This is a genomic window from Microbacterium sp. CJ77 (genome assembly GCF_002911615.1).
Taxonomy (GTDB): Bacteria; Actinomycetota; Actinomycetes; order Actinomycetales; family Microbacteriaceae; genus Microbacterium.
In genome coordinates this window covers 307,122-324,282 of record NZ_PQBR01000007.1, presented here as the reverse complement: position 1 = coordinate 324,282, position 17,161 = coordinate 307,122, and the positions used below count along the sequence as shown (strand labels likewise).

General features: G+C 68.5%; 17 protein-coding genes. 12 read left to right on the top strand and 5 right to left on the bottom strand.

Features of this window, described 5'->3' with window-relative positions; translation table 11 throughout:
- Nucleotides 1-3: 3 nt before the first annotated feature.
- Both pdxY and C2868_RS07435 read right to left on the bottom strand, forming a co-directional pair.
- On the bottom strand, nucleotides 4-855 hold the full coding sequence (pdxY, locus tag C2868_RS07440; protein ID WP_103663098.1) for a pyridoxal kinase PdxY: 852 nt from the start codon (nucleotides 853-855) through the stop codon (nucleotides 4-6).
- Between the two features lie 7 nt (nucleotides 856-862).
- Nucleotides 863-2,200, bottom strand: a complete 1,338-nt coding sequence (locus tag C2868_RS07435) for an aminotransferase class I/II-fold pyridoxal phosphate-dependent enzyme (RefSeq protein ID WP_100810702.1) — start codon at nucleotides 2,198-2,200, stop codon at nucleotides 863-865.
- A 104-nt stretch (nucleotides 2,201-2,304) separates the two neighbouring features.
- Between C2868_RS07435 and pdxS the strand changes: the two genes are divergently transcribed.
- The 11 genes from pdxS to C2868_RS07380 all read left to right on the top strand — a co-directional run bounded on the left by pdxS (nucleotide 2,305) and on the right by C2868_RS07380 (nucleotide 13,242).
- Nucleotides 2,305-3,195: a pyridoxal 5'-phosphate synthase lyase subunit PdxS gene (gene pdxS, locus C2868_RS07430; RefSeq protein WP_100810703.1), complete on the top strand. Its 891-nt coding sequence runs from the start codon at nucleotides 2,305-2,307 to the stop codon at nucleotides 3,193-3,195.
- Between the two features lie 10 nt (nucleotides 3,196-3,205).
- The gene (gene pdxT / locus C2868_RS07425) at nucleotides 3,206-3,802 is read left to right on the top strand and encodes a pyridoxal 5'-phosphate synthase glutaminase subunit PdxT (protein WP_100810704.1); all 597 of its coding nucleotides are present in this window, start codon (nucleotides 3,206-3,208) and stop codon (nucleotides 3,800-3,802) included.
- Between the two features lie 130 nt (nucleotides 3,803-3,932).
- The gene (locus C2868_RS07420) at nucleotides 3,933-4,490 is read left to right on the top strand and encodes a DUF1697 domain-containing protein (RefSeq protein ID WP_100810705.1); all 558 of its coding nucleotides are present in this window, start codon (nucleotides 3,933-3,935) and stop codon (nucleotides 4,488-4,490) included.
- 9 nt (nucleotides 4,491-4,499) lie between these two features.
- Nucleotides 4,500-5,258: a YebC/PmpR family DNA-binding transcriptional regulator gene (locus tag C2868_RS07415; protein ID WP_100810706.1), complete on the top strand. Its 759-nt coding sequence runs from the start codon at nucleotides 4,500-4,502 to the stop codon at nucleotides 5,256-5,258.
- A 46-nt stretch (nucleotides 5,259-5,304) separates the two neighbouring features.
- On the top strand, nucleotides 5,305-5,880 hold the full coding sequence (gene ruvC / locus C2868_RS07410; RefSeq protein ID WP_103663097.1) for a crossover junction endodeoxyribonuclease RuvC: 576 nt from the start codon (nucleotides 5,305-5,307) through the stop codon (nucleotides 5,878-5,880).
- Between the two features lie 65 nt (nucleotides 5,881-5,945).
- Nucleotides 5,946-6,566 (top strand): Holliday junction branch migration protein RuvA, encoded by a 621-nt coding sequence (gene ruvA, locus C2868_RS07405; RefSeq protein ID WP_100810708.1) that lies wholly within the window; start codon nucleotides 5,946-5,948, stop codon nucleotides 6,564-6,566.
- A complete protein-coding gene (gene ruvB / locus C2868_RS07400; protein ID WP_100811317.1) occupies nucleotides 6,559-7,602 on the top strand; it encodes a Holliday junction branch migration DNA helicase RuvB in 1,044 nt (347 codons plus the stop codon). The genes ruvA and ruvB overlap by 8 nt, the downstream gene beginning before the upstream one ends.
- A gap of 76 nt (nucleotides 7,603-7,678) precedes the next feature.
- Nucleotides 7,679-8,125: a preprotein translocase subunit YajC gene (gene yajC, locus C2868_RS07395; RefSeq protein ID WP_100810709.1), complete on the top strand. Its 447-nt coding sequence runs from the start codon at nucleotides 7,679-7,681 to the stop codon at nucleotides 8,123-8,125.
- A gap of 47 nt (nucleotides 8,126-8,172) precedes the next feature.
- Complete coding sequence (secD, locus tag C2868_RS07390) at nucleotides 8,173-9,894, top strand: protein translocase subunit SecD (protein WP_100810710.1); 1,722 nt, start codon at nucleotides 8,173-8,175, stop codon at nucleotides 9,892-9,894.
- Nucleotides 9,894-10,883: a protein translocase subunit SecF gene (secF, locus tag C2868_RS07385; protein ID WP_100810711.1), complete on the top strand. Its 990-nt coding sequence runs from the start codon at nucleotides 9,894-9,896 to the stop codon at nucleotides 10,881-10,883. The genes secD and secF overlap by 1 nt, the downstream gene beginning before the upstream one ends.
- A 103-nt stretch (nucleotides 10,884-10,986) precedes the next feature.
- Nucleotides 10,987-13,242: a bifunctional (p)ppGpp synthetase/guanosine-3',5'-bis(diphosphate) 3'-pyrophosphohydrolase gene (locus C2868_RS07380; RefSeq protein ID WP_100810712.1), complete on the top strand. Its 2,256-nt coding sequence runs from the start codon at nucleotides 10,987-10,989 to the stop codon at nucleotides 13,240-13,242.
- Between the two features lie 38 nt (nucleotides 13,243-13,280).
- Here the strand turns inward: C2868_RS07380 and C2868_RS07375 are convergent, their stop codons facing one another.
- The 3 genes from C2868_RS07375 to C2868_RS07365 all read right to left on the bottom strand — a co-directional run bounded on the left by C2868_RS07375 (nucleotide 13,281) and on the right by C2868_RS07365 (nucleotide 15,523).
- A complete protein-coding gene (locus tag C2868_RS07375; protein WP_100810713.1) occupies nucleotides 13,281-13,850 on the bottom strand; it encodes a type IV toxin-antitoxin system AbiEi family antitoxin in 570 nt (189 codons plus the stop codon).
- Between the two features lie 64 nt (nucleotides 13,851-13,914).
- On the bottom strand, nucleotides 13,915-15,183 hold the full coding sequence (locus C2868_RS07370; RefSeq protein WP_100810714.1) for a DUF349 domain-containing protein: 1,269 nt from the start codon (nucleotides 15,181-15,183) through the stop codon (nucleotides 13,915-13,917).
- A gap of 61 nt (nucleotides 15,184-15,244) precedes the next feature.
- On the bottom strand, nucleotides 15,245-15,523 hold the full coding sequence (locus C2868_RS07365) for a dioxygenase (RefSeq protein WP_100810715.1): 279 nt from the start codon (nucleotides 15,521-15,523) through the stop codon (nucleotides 15,245-15,247).
- 242 nt (nucleotides 15,524-15,765) lie between these two features.
- Here C2868_RS07365 and C2868_RS07360 point away from each other — a divergent pair, with 242 nt between their 5' ends.
- Nucleotides 15,766-17,133, top strand: a complete 1,368-nt coding sequence (locus tag C2868_RS07360) for a replication-associated recombination protein A (protein ID WP_100810716.1) — start codon at nucleotides 15,766-15,768, stop codon at nucleotides 17,131-17,133.
- Nucleotides 17,134-17,161 lie beyond the last annotated feature (28 nt).

The following is a 17,161-nucleotide window of genomic DNA, read 5'->3' as shown; positions in this document are numbered from 1 at the left end:
GACTCAGCGCACCCGGGTGACCTCGAACTGCATCCGCGGGTGCGCGTAGGCCTCCTGGGCCTCGACGAGTTGCAGCTCGCGCTCTCCGGCGTCGTGCGTGAGCTGGAGCAGGTCGAAAACGCTCGAGGTCGTTCGCGCGAGTGCGTCCGCGGCGTCGCCCGTGCGAGTGAAGTGGGCCGTGAAGAGTGCCGCGGTGACGTCGCCCGAGCCGTTGGCCTTCATGGGGATGCGCGGGGTCCGCACGATCCAGGCACCGTCGTCCGTGACCGCCAGCATCTCGATCGTGCCCTCGGGTCGGTCGGGTCGCTCGACGCTCGTGACGAGCACGGTCGAGGGACCCATCGCACGCGCCGCGTCGACGGAAGTAAGCGTCGAATCCAGGTCGCTCGGCTCGGTGCCGGTGAGGAATCCCAGTTCGAACTGGTTGGGGGTGATGATGTCCGCGGCGGGAACGACGCGGTCGCGCAGGAGGATGGGGATCGCCGGGGCGACGAAGCATCCGGACTTCGCGTTTCCCATCACGGGATCGCACGCGTAGATCGCGGCGGGGTTCGCGGCCTTCACCCGCGCCACGGCGTCGAGGATCACGTCGCCGATGCCCTCGCCGCCCTGATAGCCCGACAGGACGACGTCGATCTGAGGCAGCACGCCGCGCTCCTCGATGCCGAGAATCACGTCGCGCACGTCATCGGGAGAGATGAGGGGCCCGCGCCACGCGCCGTACCCGGTGTGGTTGGAGAAGTTCACCGTGTAGACCGGAAGCACCTCGACGCCGATGCGCTGGAGCGGGAAGACGGCGGCGGAGTTGCCGACATGACCGTAGGCGACGGCGGACTGGATGGAGAGCACCTTCATCGAACGATCATCGCATTCCGTCGGTGCGTGAAGCCGCGCAGACCGTCTCGTCGAGGTCGGCGGCGAGCCTCTCGGCGTCCGTATCGGACAGATCGTGCACGGTGAGACGCAGGTGCCGGGCCGCAGCGGGATCGCCCAGCACGAACTCATCGCCCGTGCGGACGAGCCATCCGCGCTCCTGCATCCCCGCCGCGACGGATGACGCGGGTACCGGCAACGGCACCCACAGGTTCAGGCCGTCCGTGCCGACGGAGGTCAGACCGACGTCGCGCAGCAGGCGGGCGAACGCGGCGTTGCGCTCCGCGTAGTGCGCGGCGGCGGCCGAGACCGTTTCGCGCGCCCCGTCGTCCGTGACGAGGGCCAGGACGAGCCGCTGCAGCAGATGACTGACCCACGTGGTGCCGGGACTGAGCCGAAGCGCGAGACGATCGGCGGTGCGCGGGTCGGAGGCGACGATCGCCAGGCACATGTCCGGCCCGAGGAATTTCGAGACCGAGCGGACCAGCGCGAACCGTCGATGGTCCGGCCCGACGAGCGAGTGGAAGGGCTCGCGCGAGAGCAGCGAGAAATGGTCGTCCTCGATGATCAGAACGTACGGATGCTCGGCGAGCACCGCGCGCAGCTGCTCCGCTCGCGTGGCGCTCAGGCTCGTGCCGGTCGGATTCTGCGCGCGCGGCGTGCAGACGACGGCCCGCACGCCCTGCTCGAGCGCCGCGCGGAGGCCGTCCACGGTCATCCCCTCGTCGTCTACGGGCACCGGCACGGCGCGGTAGCCGCCCAGGCGCACCGTCTGGATGCTGGCGAGAAAGCACGGGTCCTCGAGCGCCACCGCGTCATCGCGCGTGAGCGCCTGCGCCAGGATCCGCTCGACCGCGTCGACCGCGCCGCTCGTGACGGTGAGCCGATGCGGACGATCGCCGAGGTCGGCGCGCATCCACTCCTCGGCCCACGCGGCGAGGCCGGGGTCGATGACGGGCTCGCCGTACAGGATCGGACGCCCGGCCATCGCGGCCAGCGCGGCGGACGGATCGGGGATGAAGCGCGGGTCGGGGTTGCCCGTGCCCACATCGCGCAACGAGCCGCGTTCGGCGAAGCCCTCCTGCGCGACGGGGGAGCGTTCGACGACGCGCGTGCCCGCCCGCCCGCGCGTGATGACCAAACCGGCGCCGGCCAGCTGCCGGTAGGCCGCCATGACCGTATTGCGATTGACGCCGAGCTCGTCGGCGAGAGTGCGCACGGGCGGGAGGAGGTCGCCCGGCGCGAGGTCCGCGCGCTCGAGCAGGGCGCGAACGCTGTCGGCGATCTCCGCCGCCGTGCCGCCACTGATCCGTTGTGCCACCTGCATCCTCTGCTCGCGCGTCGACCGTATCAACCTCATGCTATCTTTTGGCCTATGCCAAACCGGCCGGCACCCGCTCCGGCCGGCTGCACCGCGAAAGGACCCCGACTGTGACCTCTGCCACCACCGGAACGGCCCGCGTCAAGCGCGGCCTCGCCGAGATGCTGAAGGGCGGCGTCATCATGGACGTCGTCAACGTCGAGCAGGCCAAGATCGCCGAAGACGCGGGAGCCGTCGCCGTCATGGCCCTCGAGCGCGTGCCGGCCGACATCCGCGCCCAGGGGGGCGTTTCGCGCATGAGCGACCCCGACATGATCGACAGCATCATCGCCGCGGTGTCGATCCCCGTCATGGCGAAGGCCCGCATCGGACACTTCGTCGAGGCGCAGGTGCTCCAGCAACTCGGCGTCGACTACATCGACGAGTCCGAGGTTCTTTCACCGGCCGATTACGTCAATCACATCGACAAGTGGGGCTACACGGTTCCGTTCGTCTGCGGTGCGACGAACCTGGGCGAGGCGCTGCGTCGCATCACCGAGGGCGCCGCGATGATCCGTTCGAAGGGCGAAGCGGGCACGGGGGATGTCTCCGAGGCCACCAAGCACATCCGGACGATCTCGGGCGAGATCAATCGTCTGCGTTCGATGACGAAGGACGAACTCTACGTCGCCGCCAAAGAACTGCAGGCGCCCTACGACCTCGTTGCCGAGGTTGCCGAGACCGGCAAGCTTCCGGTCGTCCTGTTCGTCGCCGGCGGTGTCGCGACTCCCGCGGACGCCGCCATGATGATGCAGCTCGGCGCGGACGGCGTGTTCGTCGGCTCGGGCATCTTCAAGTCGGGCAACCCGGCCGAGCGAGCCGCGGCGATCGTCAAGGCCACGACCTTCTACGACGACGCTCAGGTCGTCGCGGATGTCTCGCGCGGGCTCGGCGAGGCCATGGTCGGCATCAACGTCGCCGATCTGCCCGCACCGCACCGTCTCGCCGAGCGCGGCTGGTAGTCGCCGCGGCATGAACGACCGTCCTCGCGTCGGTGTGCTCGCGATCCAGGGCGACGTGCGCGAACACGCGCGCGTCCTGACCGAGCTGGGTGCCGAGGTCTCGCTCGTCCGCCGCCCCGCCGAACTCGCGGCCGTCGACGGACTCGTGCTGCCCGGCGGCGAGTCGAGCGCGATCGACAAGCTGTCGCGGGCGTTCGGGATGCAGCAGCCCATCCGGGATGCGATCGCGGCCGGGATGCCGATGTACGGCACGTGTGCCGGACTCATCCTGCTCGCCGATCGCATCACCGACGGGATCGTCGGGCAGGAGACGTTCGGCGGGCTCGACGTGACGGTGCGCCGGAATGCCTTCGGCGGGCAGACCGAGTCGTTCGAAACGGAGCTCGAGGTGCCCGTGCTGGGTGCGCCACCCGTCCACGCCGTCTTCATCCGTGCGCCACTCGTCGAGCAGCACGGTCCGGCCGTGGAAGAGCTGGCCGCGCTGCACGACGGTCGCGTCGTCGCTGTCCGCCAGGGGGCCCTGATGGGCACCGCGTTCCACCCCGAGGTGACGGGCGAGCGCCGATTCCACCAGCTGTTCCTGGAGGCTGTGCGCGGATCCGCGTGATCGGGGTGCGGTGTGCGTTCGGCCGGGAGGTCGTGGTCATTCGGGAGGGCCGAAGCCTGGCATCCGGCCCTCCGTCGTGACAAGACCTTCCGAACGGACGGATGTCGTGGCCCGAGGCTAGGGTGACGACGTGACCGAATGGGTGGCGCTGCTGCGCGGAGTGAACGTCGGCGGGATCACGATCCGCAGCGCCGAGCTGCGTGACGTGCTCTCCGGTCTCGGGCTGGCCGAGGTGCGCACCGTCCTCGCGAGCGGAAACGCCGCGTTCGCATCGGAACGCTCGCGCGACGATCTCAAGCCGGCGATCGAGGCGGCTCTCGGTGATCGGTTCGGCTACGACGCCTGGATCGTGCTGGTGGCGCGTGCGGAGATCGAAGCGGCCATCGCATCCTTCCCCTTCGATGCGACCGACGACACGCGGCAGCCCTGGGTCGTGTTCTGCGTCGACTCCGTGACGCGGAATGAGTTGACGGTTGCCGCGGCGTCCCTCGATTCCGCGATCGACCCGGTTTCAGCGGGCCCGGGTGTCGTGTACTGGAACCCGCCGAAGGGCAGCTCGACCGACACCCCGTTCGCGAAGCTCCTCGCGAAGACGACGTACAAGACCCGCACCACGAACCGCAACCTGCGCACCCTCCAGAAGATCGTCGCCTCGCGGGGTTCGGTGCAGGATCCGTCCGCGTCGTAAACTGGAGGAATGTCCGGCCATTCCAAGTGGGCCACGACCAAGCACAAGAAGGCGATCATCGATTCGCGCCGTGCCAAGTCGTTCGCCAAACTCATCAAGAACATCGAAGTCGCCGCCAAGATGGGCGGCGCCGACATGTCGGGCAACCCGACGCTGGTCGACGCGGTCCAGAAGGCGAAGAAGACTTCTGTTCCGAACGACAACATCGATCGCGCCATCAAGCGCGGCGCCGGCCTGACCGGCGAGTCGATCGAGTACACGACGATCATGTACGAGGGCTATGCCCCGAACGGCGTCGCTCTCTTGATCGAGTGTCTGACCGACAACAAGAACCGCGCCGCCGCCGAGGTGCGCACGGCGATGACGCGCAACGGCGGCACGATGGCCGACCCCGGCAGCGTCGCCTACAACTTCCACCGCAAGGGCGTCATCGTCGTTTCGGCCGACAGCGCGAGCGAGGATGACGTGATGCTCGCGGTGCTCGACGCCGGTGCCGAAGAGATCGAGCCGCACGGTGATGGATTCGGTGTCATCACCGAGGCCACGGACCTGGTCAAGGTCCGCACCGCTCTGCAGGACGCGGGCATCGACTACGAATCCGCCGACGTGGAGTTCGTGCCGAGTCTCAAGGTCGAGGTCGACGCCGAGACCGCACGCAAGGTCTTCCGGCTGATCGACGCGCTCGAAGACAGCGACGACGTGCAGAACGTGTACTCGAACTTCGACCTGACCCCCGAGGTCCAGGCAGAGCTCGAGAACGACGAGTAGGGCGCGCCTCGACGCGCGTTGCATCCAGCGCGCCTAGCGTGGGGGAGTGCGCACCCGTTCCCTTCGCGTGCTCGGTATCGACCCCGGGCTGACTCGCTGCGGCGTGGGCGTCGTGGACGTGGAACCCGATCGGTCGGGTCGACTCGTGCACGTCGGCGTCATCCGTTCCGGCTCCGACATGCCCCTTCCGGAGCGCCTCGCGACGATCGCGGCGGGGATCCGGGCGGTGCTGACCGAGCATCGGCCCGACGTCGTCGCGGTCGAGCGTGTCTTCGCGCAGCACAACGTGCGGACGGTCATGGGCACGGCGCAGGCGAGCGGGGTCGCCCTGCTGCTCGCGGCCGAGCACGGTCTGCCCGCCGAGACCCACACCCCGAGCGAGGTCAAGGCCGCGATCACGGGCTACGGCGCGGCGGACAAGCGGCAGGTTCAGACGATGGTCGCGCGGGTCCTGCGGCTCGATGCGCTGCCCCAGCCCGCGGACGCGGCGGATGCCCTGGCCCTGGCGCTCTGTCACGCGTGGCGATCCGGGGGGTCCACAGGGGGTCAGGGCTCGACGCCGCTGACCCCGGCGCAACGCGCGTGGGCCCACGCCGAGCGCCTGGTCCGCAGCTCGCGCTGACGCATCCGCCATCGCCTCTGCGTGTCGCTCGAACATACCTACGACTATCGATCTAGGATCGACACATGATCTCGTCACTGCGCGGCGTCGTGCTGCATGCCGGTGCGGACTCGGTCGTGATCGAGGTCGGGGGAGTCGGCCTGAGCGTCGCGGTGCCCGTCGATATCGCTCGAACCGCGCACGCCGGTCAGACCCTGGCGCTCCACACCAGCCTGATCGTGCGCGAGGATTCGCTCTCCCTCTTCGGATTCACGACGCGTGAAGAGCTTGAGGTGTTCTCGCTGCTCCTGCAGGTCACGGGTGTCGGCCCGAAGTCGGCTCTCGGTGTTCTGTCTCAGCTCACGGTCGAGCGCATCGCCGAGGCCGTGCATGCCGAAGACGACGCACCGTTCCGCAAGGTATCGGGCATCGGCCCGAAGACCGCCAAGCTCATCGTCCTGCAGCTCTCGGGCAAGATCGCCCCGGTCGCGCCCCGGTCGGCTACGTCCGCGACTCCCAGCACCGACATCGTGACACAGGTCGCGCAGGCGCTCGTGGGGCTCGGCTGGCCCGAGCGGGTTGCCGCCGAGGCCGTCACGACGGCGGCGGAAGAGGCAAGCGAGGCCGACCGGGCGAGTGTTTCGGCGCTCTTGCGGGTCACGCTCGCGGCGCTCGGACCCGCACGACAGGGTGGCGTCCGTGGCTGATCCCGGAGCGGAGGATGGCGCGTTCCGCGAGGTCGATCCGGTCGCTGAAGAGTCCGAGTTGGCCATCGAGGGTGCGCTGCGCCCCGGTTCGCTCGCGGATTTCGTCGGTCAGCCGAAGGTGCGCGGGCAACTGCAGTTGTTGCTCGATGCCGCGCGGATTCAGCAACGACCGGCCGACCACATCCTGCTGTCCGGTCCTCCGGGACTGGGCAAGACCACTCTCGCGATGATCGTGGCGCACGAGAGCGAGCGTCCGTTGCGGCTCTCGAGCGGACCCGCGATCCAGCATGCCGGTGACCTCGCGGCGCTGCTGTCGAGCCTGACGCCCGGCGAGGTGCTCTTCATCGACGAGGTGCACCGGATGGCGCGCTCCGCGGAAGAGATGCTCTACCTGGCGATGGAAGACTTCCGGATCGACATCATGGTGGGCAAGGGCGCCGGGGCCACGAGCATCCCGCTCGACCTGGCTCCGTTCACGCTGGTAGGCGCGACGACCCGTTCGGGGCTGCTGCCGAACCCGTTGCGCGACCGGTTCGGTTTCACCGGGCACCTCGAGTTCTACGAGGCATCCGATCTCGAACGCGTCATCGAACGGTCATCGGGGATGCTCGGGGTGGACCTCAGCCCCGAAGCGCGCGGCGAGATCGCCAGACGCTCACGCGGAACCCCACGCATCGCGAACCGTCTGCTGCGACGCGTCCGGGACTTCATGCTCGTGCACGCCGAGGCCGGCGACCTCGCTGCCGTCCGTGCCGCGCTCGAGCTGTACGACGTCGACTCGATCGGCCTCGACCGCCTCGACCGCGCGGTGCTCGACGCCCTCGTCTTCCGTTTCGGCGGCGGGCCGGTCGGTCTCAGCACGCTGGCCATCGCGGTGGGCGAAGAGTCCGAGACCGTCGAAAGCGTCGTCGAGCCCTACCTCGTGCGGATCGGATTCCTCGGCCGCACCCCGCGTGGCCGGGTGGCGACGCCCGCGGCCTACGCGCACGTGGGCGCCCCTCAGGCGCAGGACGCGCTCAGACTCGATGACCTATAATCGCTGAAGGCTTCCGGCCACCTGTCGCCCGGCCCCCCTTCGCGTGCTCGCGCGCCCCCGAAAGGCACCACTCTTCATGGACATCCTGCTCATCGTCGTCCTGGTCGGCTTGCTCGGCTTCATGTTCTGGAACTCGCGTCGACGGATGCAGCGCGCCAAGGTCGAGCAGGCCGAGAAGGCCCGCCAGACCGTGCCCGGCGCCGAGGTGCTGCTGCAGGGCGGTCTGTACGGAACCATCGTGGAGTTCGACCCCGAGAACCTCGACCAGCCCGCCCTGATCGAGATCGCCCCGGGCGTCGAGATCAAGGTGCACAGCCAGGCGATCCTCCGCGTCGTCGACCCCGCAGAGGGTGTCGTGTCGGAGGACGAGTTCATCGAGGCCGAGGCGTCCGAGGCGGAGTACGTCGCGGGTGTCGCGGATGGTGAGATCTCGTCGCTCAGCGACGACCACAAGGCCGAGTTGCGCGCGCAGGCCGAAGCCGACCAGCGTGCCGCCGAACGAAAGAACAACCCCGAGGCCTGACTCCCACCGCGCGGACCCCCGTTCTTCTTCGAGAAAGCTGAGCCCCGGTGGCGACTTCTTCCCCTGTCCGCCACGCCTGGCGGGCCCTGATCGGCCTGCTGGCGATCATCGGCGTCCTGTTCGGAATCAACGCGCTCGGCGTGTACGTGTTCCAGCAGAGCACCTGGGCCCCCGAGCTCGCGCTGGACCTGCAGGGCGGCACCCAGATCATCCTCGCGGCGCAGACCGAGGACGGCGCGGCGCCGACCTCCGAGCAGCTCGAACAGGCCGTCACGATCATGCGTCAGCGTGTCGACGCGTCGGGTGTCGGCGAAGCGGATGTCGCCACCGAGGGTGGTCGCAACATCGTGGTGCAGATTCCGGGCACGGCCGACGAAGAGACACGCGAGCGGATCCAGGCCAGCGCGCAGCTGCAGTTGCGCCCCGTGATCTTCAGCGGCAGTCCCGCGACGGAGTTCGTCGGCGAGGACGGCGCGACGACGCCCTACCCGACGCCCGACCCGGCTCTGCCGTCCACTCCGGCGACGCAGCCCTCCAACGCGAGCGACCCGGCCTGGATCACGGATGCGCTGCAGGCCCAGTTCTTGGCCTACAACTGTGCCGATCCCAACAACGACCCGGCCAACGCCCCGGCCGATCAGCCCCTGATCACCTGCGAGGCCGACGGGAGCGCGAAATACATCCTCGGACCCGTCGAGATCGACGGCACCGCGATCGACGACGCCACCTTCGGGCTCGACACGACCAACAACCAGTGGTCGGTGCAGCTCACGCTCGACGCGGACGGCACGAAGGTCTTCGGCGAGGTTAGCCAGCGGCTCTTCGGCGCCACGGCGCCGCTCAACCAGTTCGCGTTCGTGCTCGACGGCAAGGTCATCTCGGCACCGTCGATGAACGGTCTGATCCTCGACGGTCGACCGAGCATCACCGGGAACTTCACCCAGGAGAGCTCGAAGTCGCTCGCGGATCAGCTCAAGTACGGCGCCCTGCCGCTGAGCTTCACGGTCGTCAGCTCCGACACGATCTCCGCGACGCTCGGCTCGCAACAGCTGCAGATCGGCCTGATCGCGGGGCTCATCGGCCTCGCGCTCGTCGCCCTGTACTCGCTCATCTCGTACCGGGCGCTCGGCTTCGTCATCATCGCCTCGCTCATCGTCATGGGCGTGCTGACCTACGTGATGCTCTGCATCCTGTCGTGGCGTATGGGCTTCCGCCTCTCGCTCGCCGGTGTCGCGGGTTTGATCGTGACCATCGGGTTCACGGCGGACTCGTTCATCGTCTACTTCGAGCGGATCCGAGACGAGCTGCGTGACGGCAAGAGCATCACGGGCGCGGTGGAGGATGGCTGGGCTCGGGCGAAGCGCACCATCTACATCTCGAAGTCGATCAACATCCTCGCCGCTGTCGTGCTGTACATCCTGGCCGACGCCACGGTGAAGGGCTTCGCCTTCACGCTCGGCCTCACGACCCTGATCGACATCCTGATCTTCGTGATCTTCACGCATCCGGTCATGCAGTTGCTCGCGCGCACACGGTTCTTCGGTCAGGGTCATCCGCTCTCGGGTCTCGATCCGATGGCGCTCGGTGCGGTCTATCGCAACAGGTCGGAGTTCAAGGCGCCGACGAGCTCCGAGGGGGCGAAGGCTTCCAAGCGCGTCGCCCGCTCGCGCGGCGAGGCCGAGCGTCGACAGACGATCGCGGAACGCAAGCGGGCCGAGCTCACGGGCTCGTCGAAAGCCGCGCCGAAGAACCCGGGAGAGAACGACTGATGCGCTCGATGAGCCAGTTCGGCAATGACCTCTACACGGGCAAGCTGTCCGTCCCCTTCGTCGCGCGTCGCCGCCTGTGGTTCATCCTGGCCATCGTGCTGGTGCTCGGGTCCGCGGTGAGCCTGCTCGCGAAGCCGCCGCAGTTCTCGATCGAGTTCACGGGCGGTTCGCAGTTCACCGTTTCGGGTCTCGAACAGCCCGACCAGCTCGTGGCGACCGACGCCGTGCACACGGTCGTGCCCGATGCGACGACCAAGGTCACGACGATCGGGGGGACGGCGATCCGTGTGCAGACCGATCAGATGAGCGCTGACGACACTCTCGCGGTGAGCGCGGCGCTCGCGACCGCGTATGACGTCGCACCCGAAGAGGTCACGACCTCGTTCATCGGCCCGACCTGGGGCCAGGACGTCACACGCCAGTCGCTGTGGGGGCTCGCGATCTTCCTCGCGCTGACCTTCCTGATCCTCGCGATCTACTTCCGTACCTGGAAGATGTCGGCGGCCGCGATCCTCGGCCTGGTCGACGTGCTCGTGATCACGGTCGGCATCTACGCGCTGGCGGGATTCGAGATCTCACCGGCGGCCGTGATCGGCTTCCTGACGATCCTCGGTTATTCGCTGTACGACACCACGGTCGTGTTCGACAAGATTCGCGAGAACACGAGTGAGGACGGGCTCACAACGGGCCGGACCTTCGGCGAGTCCGTCAACCTGGCGGTCAACCAGACCCTCGTGCGCTCCATCAACACCTCTATCGTCGCGGTGCTGCCGGTGGCGGCGATCCTGTTCATCGGCGCGCTCTGGCTCGGTGCCGACACGCTCAGCGACATCTCGCTGTCGATCACCGTCGGCATCATCGTCGCGGCGTATTCGACGCTGTTCGTCGCGGCGCCGCTGTACTCGTTGTTCCGCGAGGGCGAGCCCCAGCTGCGCGAGCGCGACGCGCGAGTCCGCGCCGCCCGCGAACTCGCCGCGGTGGAGAGCTGAGCACGGCGCCCATGCCGGCGATCGCGCCCGTGCACGGGCGTAGGATGGTCCGATCCGGCGGGGTGGTGCCACACCGCGCTATCGAGGCGGAGGGGGTATCGGCATGACCGAAATCCTGCCGCCCGCCCCGCAGGCATCGAGCCTTCGTCGGCTCGTCCCGCGGATCTTCTCGCGCTCCACCCGCCGCGGCGGGGTCGAGCACCTGATTCGCACGGTGCGGGCGAATCATCCGAAGGGTGACTTCGCGCTGATCGAGCGCGCATACGTCGTGGCCGAACGTGCGCACCAGGGCCAACTGCGCCAGAGCGGCGAGCCGTACATCACGCACCCGGTCGCCGTCGCGCAGATCCTCGCCGAACTCGGGCTCGGTCCGAAGGCGATTGCCGCTGCACTGTTGCACGACACCGTCGAAGACACCGCGTACGGCCTCGACCAGCTGTCCGCCGACTTCGGCGATGAAGTCTCGATGCTCGTCGACGGCGTCACCAAGCTCGACAAGGTCAAGTACGGTGACGCGGCTCAGGCCGAGACCGTGCGCAAGATGATCGTCGCGATGTCCAAGGACATCCGCGTGCTCGTCATCAAACTGGCGGATCGCCTGCACAACGCGCGCACGTGGGGCTTCGTTCCTCCCGAGAAGGCCCGCAAGAAGGCCACCGAGACGCTCGAGATCTACGCGCCGCTCGCGCACCGCCTCGGCATCCAGGCCATCAAAGCCGAACTCGAAGACCTGTCCTTCGCCGTCCTGCACCCCAAGCTCTACGCCGAGATCGAGAGCCTCGTCAAACAGCGCACCCCGCAGCGCGAGGAGTACGTCGACAATGTCATCGGCTCGGTCGAGGAAGACCTGCGCGAGCTGCGAATCCGCGGCCGTGTCGCCGGGCGGCCGAAGCAGTTGTACTCGGTGTACCAGAAGATGGTCGTGCGCGGCCGTGAGTTCGACGACATCTACGACCTGATCGGCATCCGGGTGCTGGTGTCGACCGTGCGCGACTGTTACGCCGTGCTCGGCGCGATCCATGCGCGCTGGACCCCCATTCCGGGCCGTTTCAAGGACTACATCGCGACGCCCAAGTTCAACCTCTACCAGTCGCTGCACACGACCGTCATCGGCCCCGGCGGCCGCACGGTCGAGATCCAGATCCGCACGAACGAGATGCATCAGCAGGCCGAGTACGGCGTCGCGGCCCACTGGAAGTACAAGGAGCGCGTCAACGGCGGCAAGGCCGACCCCAAGGCTCCGGACGCCGATATGGCGTGGCTCGCGCACATCTCGGACTGGCAGGCCGAGACCGCCGATCCGGGCGAGTTCCTCGACTCTCTGCGTTACGAGATCGGCGCGAAAGAGGTCTACGTCTTCACGCCGAAGGGTCGCGTCATCGGGCTGCCCGCCGAGGCCACGCCCGTCGACTTCGCCTACGCGGTGCACACCGAGGTCGGACACCGCACGATGGGAGCGAAGGTCAACGGACGCCTCGTTCCGCTCGACTCCTCGCTGTCGTCAGGTGACGTGGTCGAGGTCTTCACCTCGAAGAACCCCGACGCCGGCCCCAGCCAGGACTGGCTGAGCTTCGTCAAGAGCACCCGCGCGCGCAACAAGATCCGCGGTTGGTTCACCAAAGAGCGGCGCGAAGAGGCCGTGGAGCAGGGCAAGGAAGCCATCGCCCGCGCCATGCGTCGGCAGAACCTGCCCCTGCAGCGTCTGATGAATCAGGACTCGTTCGGCGAGGTCGCCCATCAGCTGCGCTACGAGGATGTCTCGGCGCTCTACGCCGCCGTCGGCGAGGGCCACGTTTCCACCCAGTCGGTCATCGAGAAGGTCACCGCGCTCGTCGCGACGGAAGAGGACACGTCGACCGGGCCGGTCGAGCTGCCTCACCTCGGTCGTCCCCGCACGCCGCGCGCGAACGACACGGGCGTGCTCGTGCGGGGTGCCGCCGACATCCTGGTGAAACTCGCGAAGTGCTGCACGCCCGTCCCCGGGGACGAGATCGTCGGCTTCGTGACGCGGGGGAGCGGTGTGTCGGTGCACCGCACCGACTGCCCCAACGTCGATTCCCTGACGGCCGATCCGGATCGCATGATCGAAGTGTCGTGGGCTCCCACGACCAAGGGAATCTTCCTGGTGCAGATCCAGGTCGAGGCTCTGGATCGCTCGGGTCTGCTCTCGGACGTCACGCGGGTGCTCACCGAGCACCACGTCAACATCCTGTCGGCGACCGTCGCGACCACCCACGAGCGCCTGGCGCTCAGCAAGTTCGTGTTCGAGATGGGGGACATCGTCCATCTCGACCGCGTGCTGAATGCGGTTCGACGGATCGACGCCGTCTACGACGTCTACCGCGTCACGACCGGCTGAACGCCCGCACATTCGCATTCGCGCGGCTGCTCAACTGTTCATGCGGTCGAGAGCCTCTTCTCGACGTGGTGGACCAGTTCGCGACGCGCATCCTTCGAGCCGGTGAGCCGGATGTGGGCGTCGATCCGGGCGAGCCCGTCCCGGGGATCGACCAGCCCGGACTCGATCAGCGCCCCGACGACGAACTTCGCGCTTTCGCGATGCTGGGGCTCGCGAATGCGCCGCGCCACGTCGATCAGGGTTCGTAGTGGAGACGTGATGAGCACACCCGCGACATCCTTCACGTCGTCATCCTCGACGCCGACATCGTGGAAGATCGCCCGGCGATCGATCAGATTGCCGACGCGATGCGCAGCCCCGCGCATCACCGTGTGGCGCGATGGCGGGTCGCTCAGTGCCCCGTAGACCCACGCGGCGCTCCACGAACATACGATGAGTCGGCCTCCGCAGATCGACCGCAGGGACGCGGCTCGCATAGCGGTGCTCTCGACGGCATCCGCCGGCATGTACCCGTCACCGATCTCGACGAGATCGCCATCCAGGCGCGCGGCCGACAGCTCGGCAGTCGACAGGCGCTCGTCGGGCAGGTAGACCAGGGGCCAATGCATGGCACCGATTGAATCGCACGCGCGGTGTGCCGACGGATGCCGCGGGCACATCTGTGGAGAAGGTCTAGCCGTCGACGACCTGGAGCCAGGCGCGGCGGGTGTCGAGATCCGCTGAGATCCGCTTGACGGCCGCGTTATCGCCCTGGGCGGTCGCGGCGGCGAGTTCGGCCTCGAGTTTGGCGATCGCATCCGCGAGCTGGCGCGCCATGTCGCCGGCGCGGGCCTTGGTCTCGGGGTTGTTGCGCTTCCAGTCGACCTCTTCACGTGCCTTGAGCGCCTGCTCGATCTTGCGCATCCCGTCATCGAGCGAGCGGTCCCGCTCGCGCGGCGACACGCGCCCGATCTCGTCCCAACGTCGCTGAATCGACGCGAGCAGCGAACGGGCCGCCGTCAGGTCGCGCTCGTCGGCGACCGCGGCCGCCTCGGTGAGCAGGGCCTGCTTGGCCTCGATCTTCGGTGCGGACTCGGCGACCTCGGCGGCTTCCTTCTCCGCGCGCGTGGCGTACAGCGCATCGCCCGCGGCCTTGAACTTGGCCCACAGCGAGTCGTCGACCTTCTTGCCCGCGCGACCGGCGGCCTTCCACTCGTCCAGCAGGGCACGATACAGCGGGATGCCGTCCTCGCCCTTCGGGAGGAGTGCCTCGGCGCGCTCGACGAGACGCGCCTTGCGGTCGCGGGCGCCCTTGTGCGTCTCGTCGAGCTCCGCGAAGAACTCGCGGCGGTGCTTCTCGACCGTGGCGCGCGCGTCGCGGAATCGCTTCCAGAGGTCCTGCGATTCGCGCTTGGGAAGTCGCGGCCCGTTCTGCTGGTGTGCCTGCCATGCCTCGAACAGGTCGTTCAGTTCTTGCGTGGCCTGCTTCCACTGCACCGACTTGGGGTCGCGGGCCGCGAGCGCTTCGGCCTTGATGACGAGTTCGGTGCGTTCGACGACGGCCGCATTCACGGCCTCCTTCGCCGCGGCGGCCTCGGTGGCGGTCGCGGCGCTCAGCGCCTCGAGCAGCGCGTCGACGCGACCCGTCAGGTTCGCGAGGTTTCCGACAGCCGAAGCTCCGTCGATCTCGGAGCGCAGGTGCTTCGCCGCTGTGGTCAGATCGGATGCCGAAGCACCGCCGCCGCGCTGGCGCTGTTCGAGCAGTCGCACCTTGTCGGCCAGGTCGCTGAACTTCCGCGCGAAGTATGCGAGTGCCTCGTCAGGGGTTCCGTCGGGATACTGACCGACGACACGCCACGTGTCGGTGCCGTCCTCGGCAGAGACCTCGCGGACAGAGACGGTGCCGTCGTCGTCGACGCGGCCCCACGCCAGGTCAGGGGTGGAAGCAGACTCGGGGGACACGGTGCACCTCTTGCTGTGGGGAGCGGAAACTCCCCCAGCCTAGTACGACGGTCCGAACGGGTCAGGGGGTGGTCGTCGGCCCGGGAACCGGATCGGACGAGACGCCCGGCGTCGACGACGGGGCCGGGGAGGGGGAGTCCGCGGGGAGCAGGGCGCCAGGGCCCGCCGAGTAGAACGCGAACTGGCCACCGATCGCGGCCAGGATGACGATTCCCCCGACGACGGATGCGACGACCGTGTCGCGTCGGCGGCGACGCACCTGTGACTCGCGCAGCTGCAGGCGTGCCTGGTAGACGCGTGCTCGCTCGCGCTCTGCGCGCTCTTTGTCTGGCTTCGCCATCCGTATGCTCCCGAGGTCGATCGCCTGAACTCTACGCACGGGCGAGGCGGGCGACCAAACTCGTGAACGGACGCAACATGCCGTGTGGTCGGAGCGTCGAACGGCATGTCGCGACCGCTCGCGGCAGTGTGTCGGCTCGTGTGGGGTCGGGGTCGCCAGGCGGAGGCGGGCGGAATGGGCGCTGGAGGGGATCGGGCTGGTCGGGCGGAACGCGTGGGGGAGGCCCCGACTAGCCTGGGACGGTGACGGGTACGCAAGCGCTGTTCCAGGGGTCGACGCCCCTCGCCGTCCGCATGCGCCCGTCGTCGCTCGACGAGATCGCGGGGCAGGAACACCTGCTGCGTCCCGGTTCGCCCCTCGTGGCGCTGGCCGACCCGAATCGCGCCTCGACCGGTGCCGTATCGGTCATCCTGTGGGGACCCCCCGGCACCGGCAAGACGACCCTCGCGCAGGCGATCGCACGATCGTCGGGTCGTCGCTTCGTCGAGCTGTCGGCGGTGACCGCGGGCGTGAAGGACGTCCGCGAGGTCATGCAAGAGGCGCTGACGCAGCGAGACCTGTACGGGACATCCACGATCCTGTTCCTCGACGAGATCCACCGCTTCACCAAGGCGCAGCAGGACGCGCTGCTGCCGGGCGTCGAGAACGGCTGGGTCGTGCTGATCGCCGCGACGACCGAGAACCCGTCGTTCTCGGTCGTGTCGCCGCTGCTCTCTCGCTCGCTCCTGCTCACGCTCCGTCCGCTCTCGGACGACGAGCTCGGGTCTCTGCTCGACAGGGCGGTCGCGGATGCCCGGGGTCTCGCGGGGGCGGTGACCGTCGATCCCGCCGCCCGGGCGGCACTCGTGCGTCTGTCTTCGGGTGACGCACGGCGTGCCCTGACCGCGCTCGAAGCGGCGGCCTCGATGGTCGGCGCGGAGGCCACGGCCGAAGACGATGATGGCGATGACGACGAGGCGGATCGAGAGAAGCCGGTCATCACGGACGACGTCGTGGCCCAAGCCGTCGACCGAGCCCTGCTCCGATACGACCGGCAGGGCGACGAGCACTACGACGTCATCAGCGCGTTCATCAAGTCCATCCGCGGTTCGGATGTGGATGCCTCGCTGCACTATCTCGCCCGCATGATCGAGGCGGGCGAGGACCCGCGGTTCATCGCGCGGCGCCTGATCATCTCGGCGGCCGAAGACATCGGCCTGGCCGACCCGCAGGCGCTTCCGATCGCGGTCGCCGCGGCGGACGCGGTGCAATTCATCGGGATGCCCGAGGGGCGTATTCCGCTGGCGGAAGCCACCGCCTATCTCGCCACCGCCGCCAAGTCGAACGCGGCGTACCTCGCGATCGACAAGGCGATCGCCGACGTCCGCGGCGGTCGGGCAGGCACGGTTCCCCTGCACCTGCGCGACGCGCACTACGCGGGAGCCAAGAAGCTCGGCCACGGCAAGGGCTACATCTACCCGCACGACACCGAGGTGGGCGTTGCGACGCAGCAGTACCTGCCCGACCCCCTGCGCGGCGTCCGATACTACGAACCGACCCCGCGGGGTGCGGAACGCGACATCCGGACACGACTGGACAAGATCCGCCGGATCCTGGGCTCCCAGGACTGACGTGCTAGGATTCTCGCTGGCCTAAGTT

Coding starts and splice junctions, on each gene's coding strand:
- C2868_RS07415 (WP_100810706.1), top strand. CDS start 4,500: ATGTCCGGCCATTCCAAGTGGGCCACGACCAAGCACAAGAAGGCGATC.
- C2868_RS07380 (WP_100810712.1), top strand. CDS start 10,987: ATGACCGAAATCCTGCCGCCCGCCCCGCAGGCATCGAGCCTTCGTCGG.
- secF (WP_100810711.1), top strand. CDS start 9,894: ATGCGCTCGATGAGCCAGTTCGGCAATGACCTCTACACGGGCAAGCTG.
- pdxY (WP_103663098.1), bottom strand. CDS start 855: ATGAAGGTGCTCTCCATCCAGTCCGCCGTCGCCTACGGTCATGTCGGC.
- pdxT (WP_100810704.1), top strand. CDS start 3,206: ATGAACGACCGTCCTCGCGTCGGTGTGCTCGCGATCCAGGGCGACGTG.
- C2868_RS07365 (WP_100810715.1), bottom strand. CDS start 15,523: ATGGCGAAGCCAGACAAAGAGCGCGCAGAGCGCGAGCGAGCACGCGTC.
- yajC (WP_100810709.1), top strand. CDS start 7,679: ATGGACATCCTGCTCATCGTCGTCCTGGTCGGCTTGCTCGGCTTCATG.
- ruvA (WP_100810708.1), top strand. CDS start 5,946: ATGATCTCGTCACTGCGCGGCGTCGTGCTGCATGCCGGTGCGGACTCG.
- C2868_RS07435 (WP_100810702.1), bottom strand. CDS start 2,200: ATGCAGGTGGCACAACGGATCAGTGGCGGCACGGCGGCGGAGATCGCC.
- C2868_RS07375 (WP_100810713.1), bottom strand. CDS start 13,850: ATGCATTGGCCCCTGGTCTACCTGCCCGACGAGCGCCTGTCGACTGCC.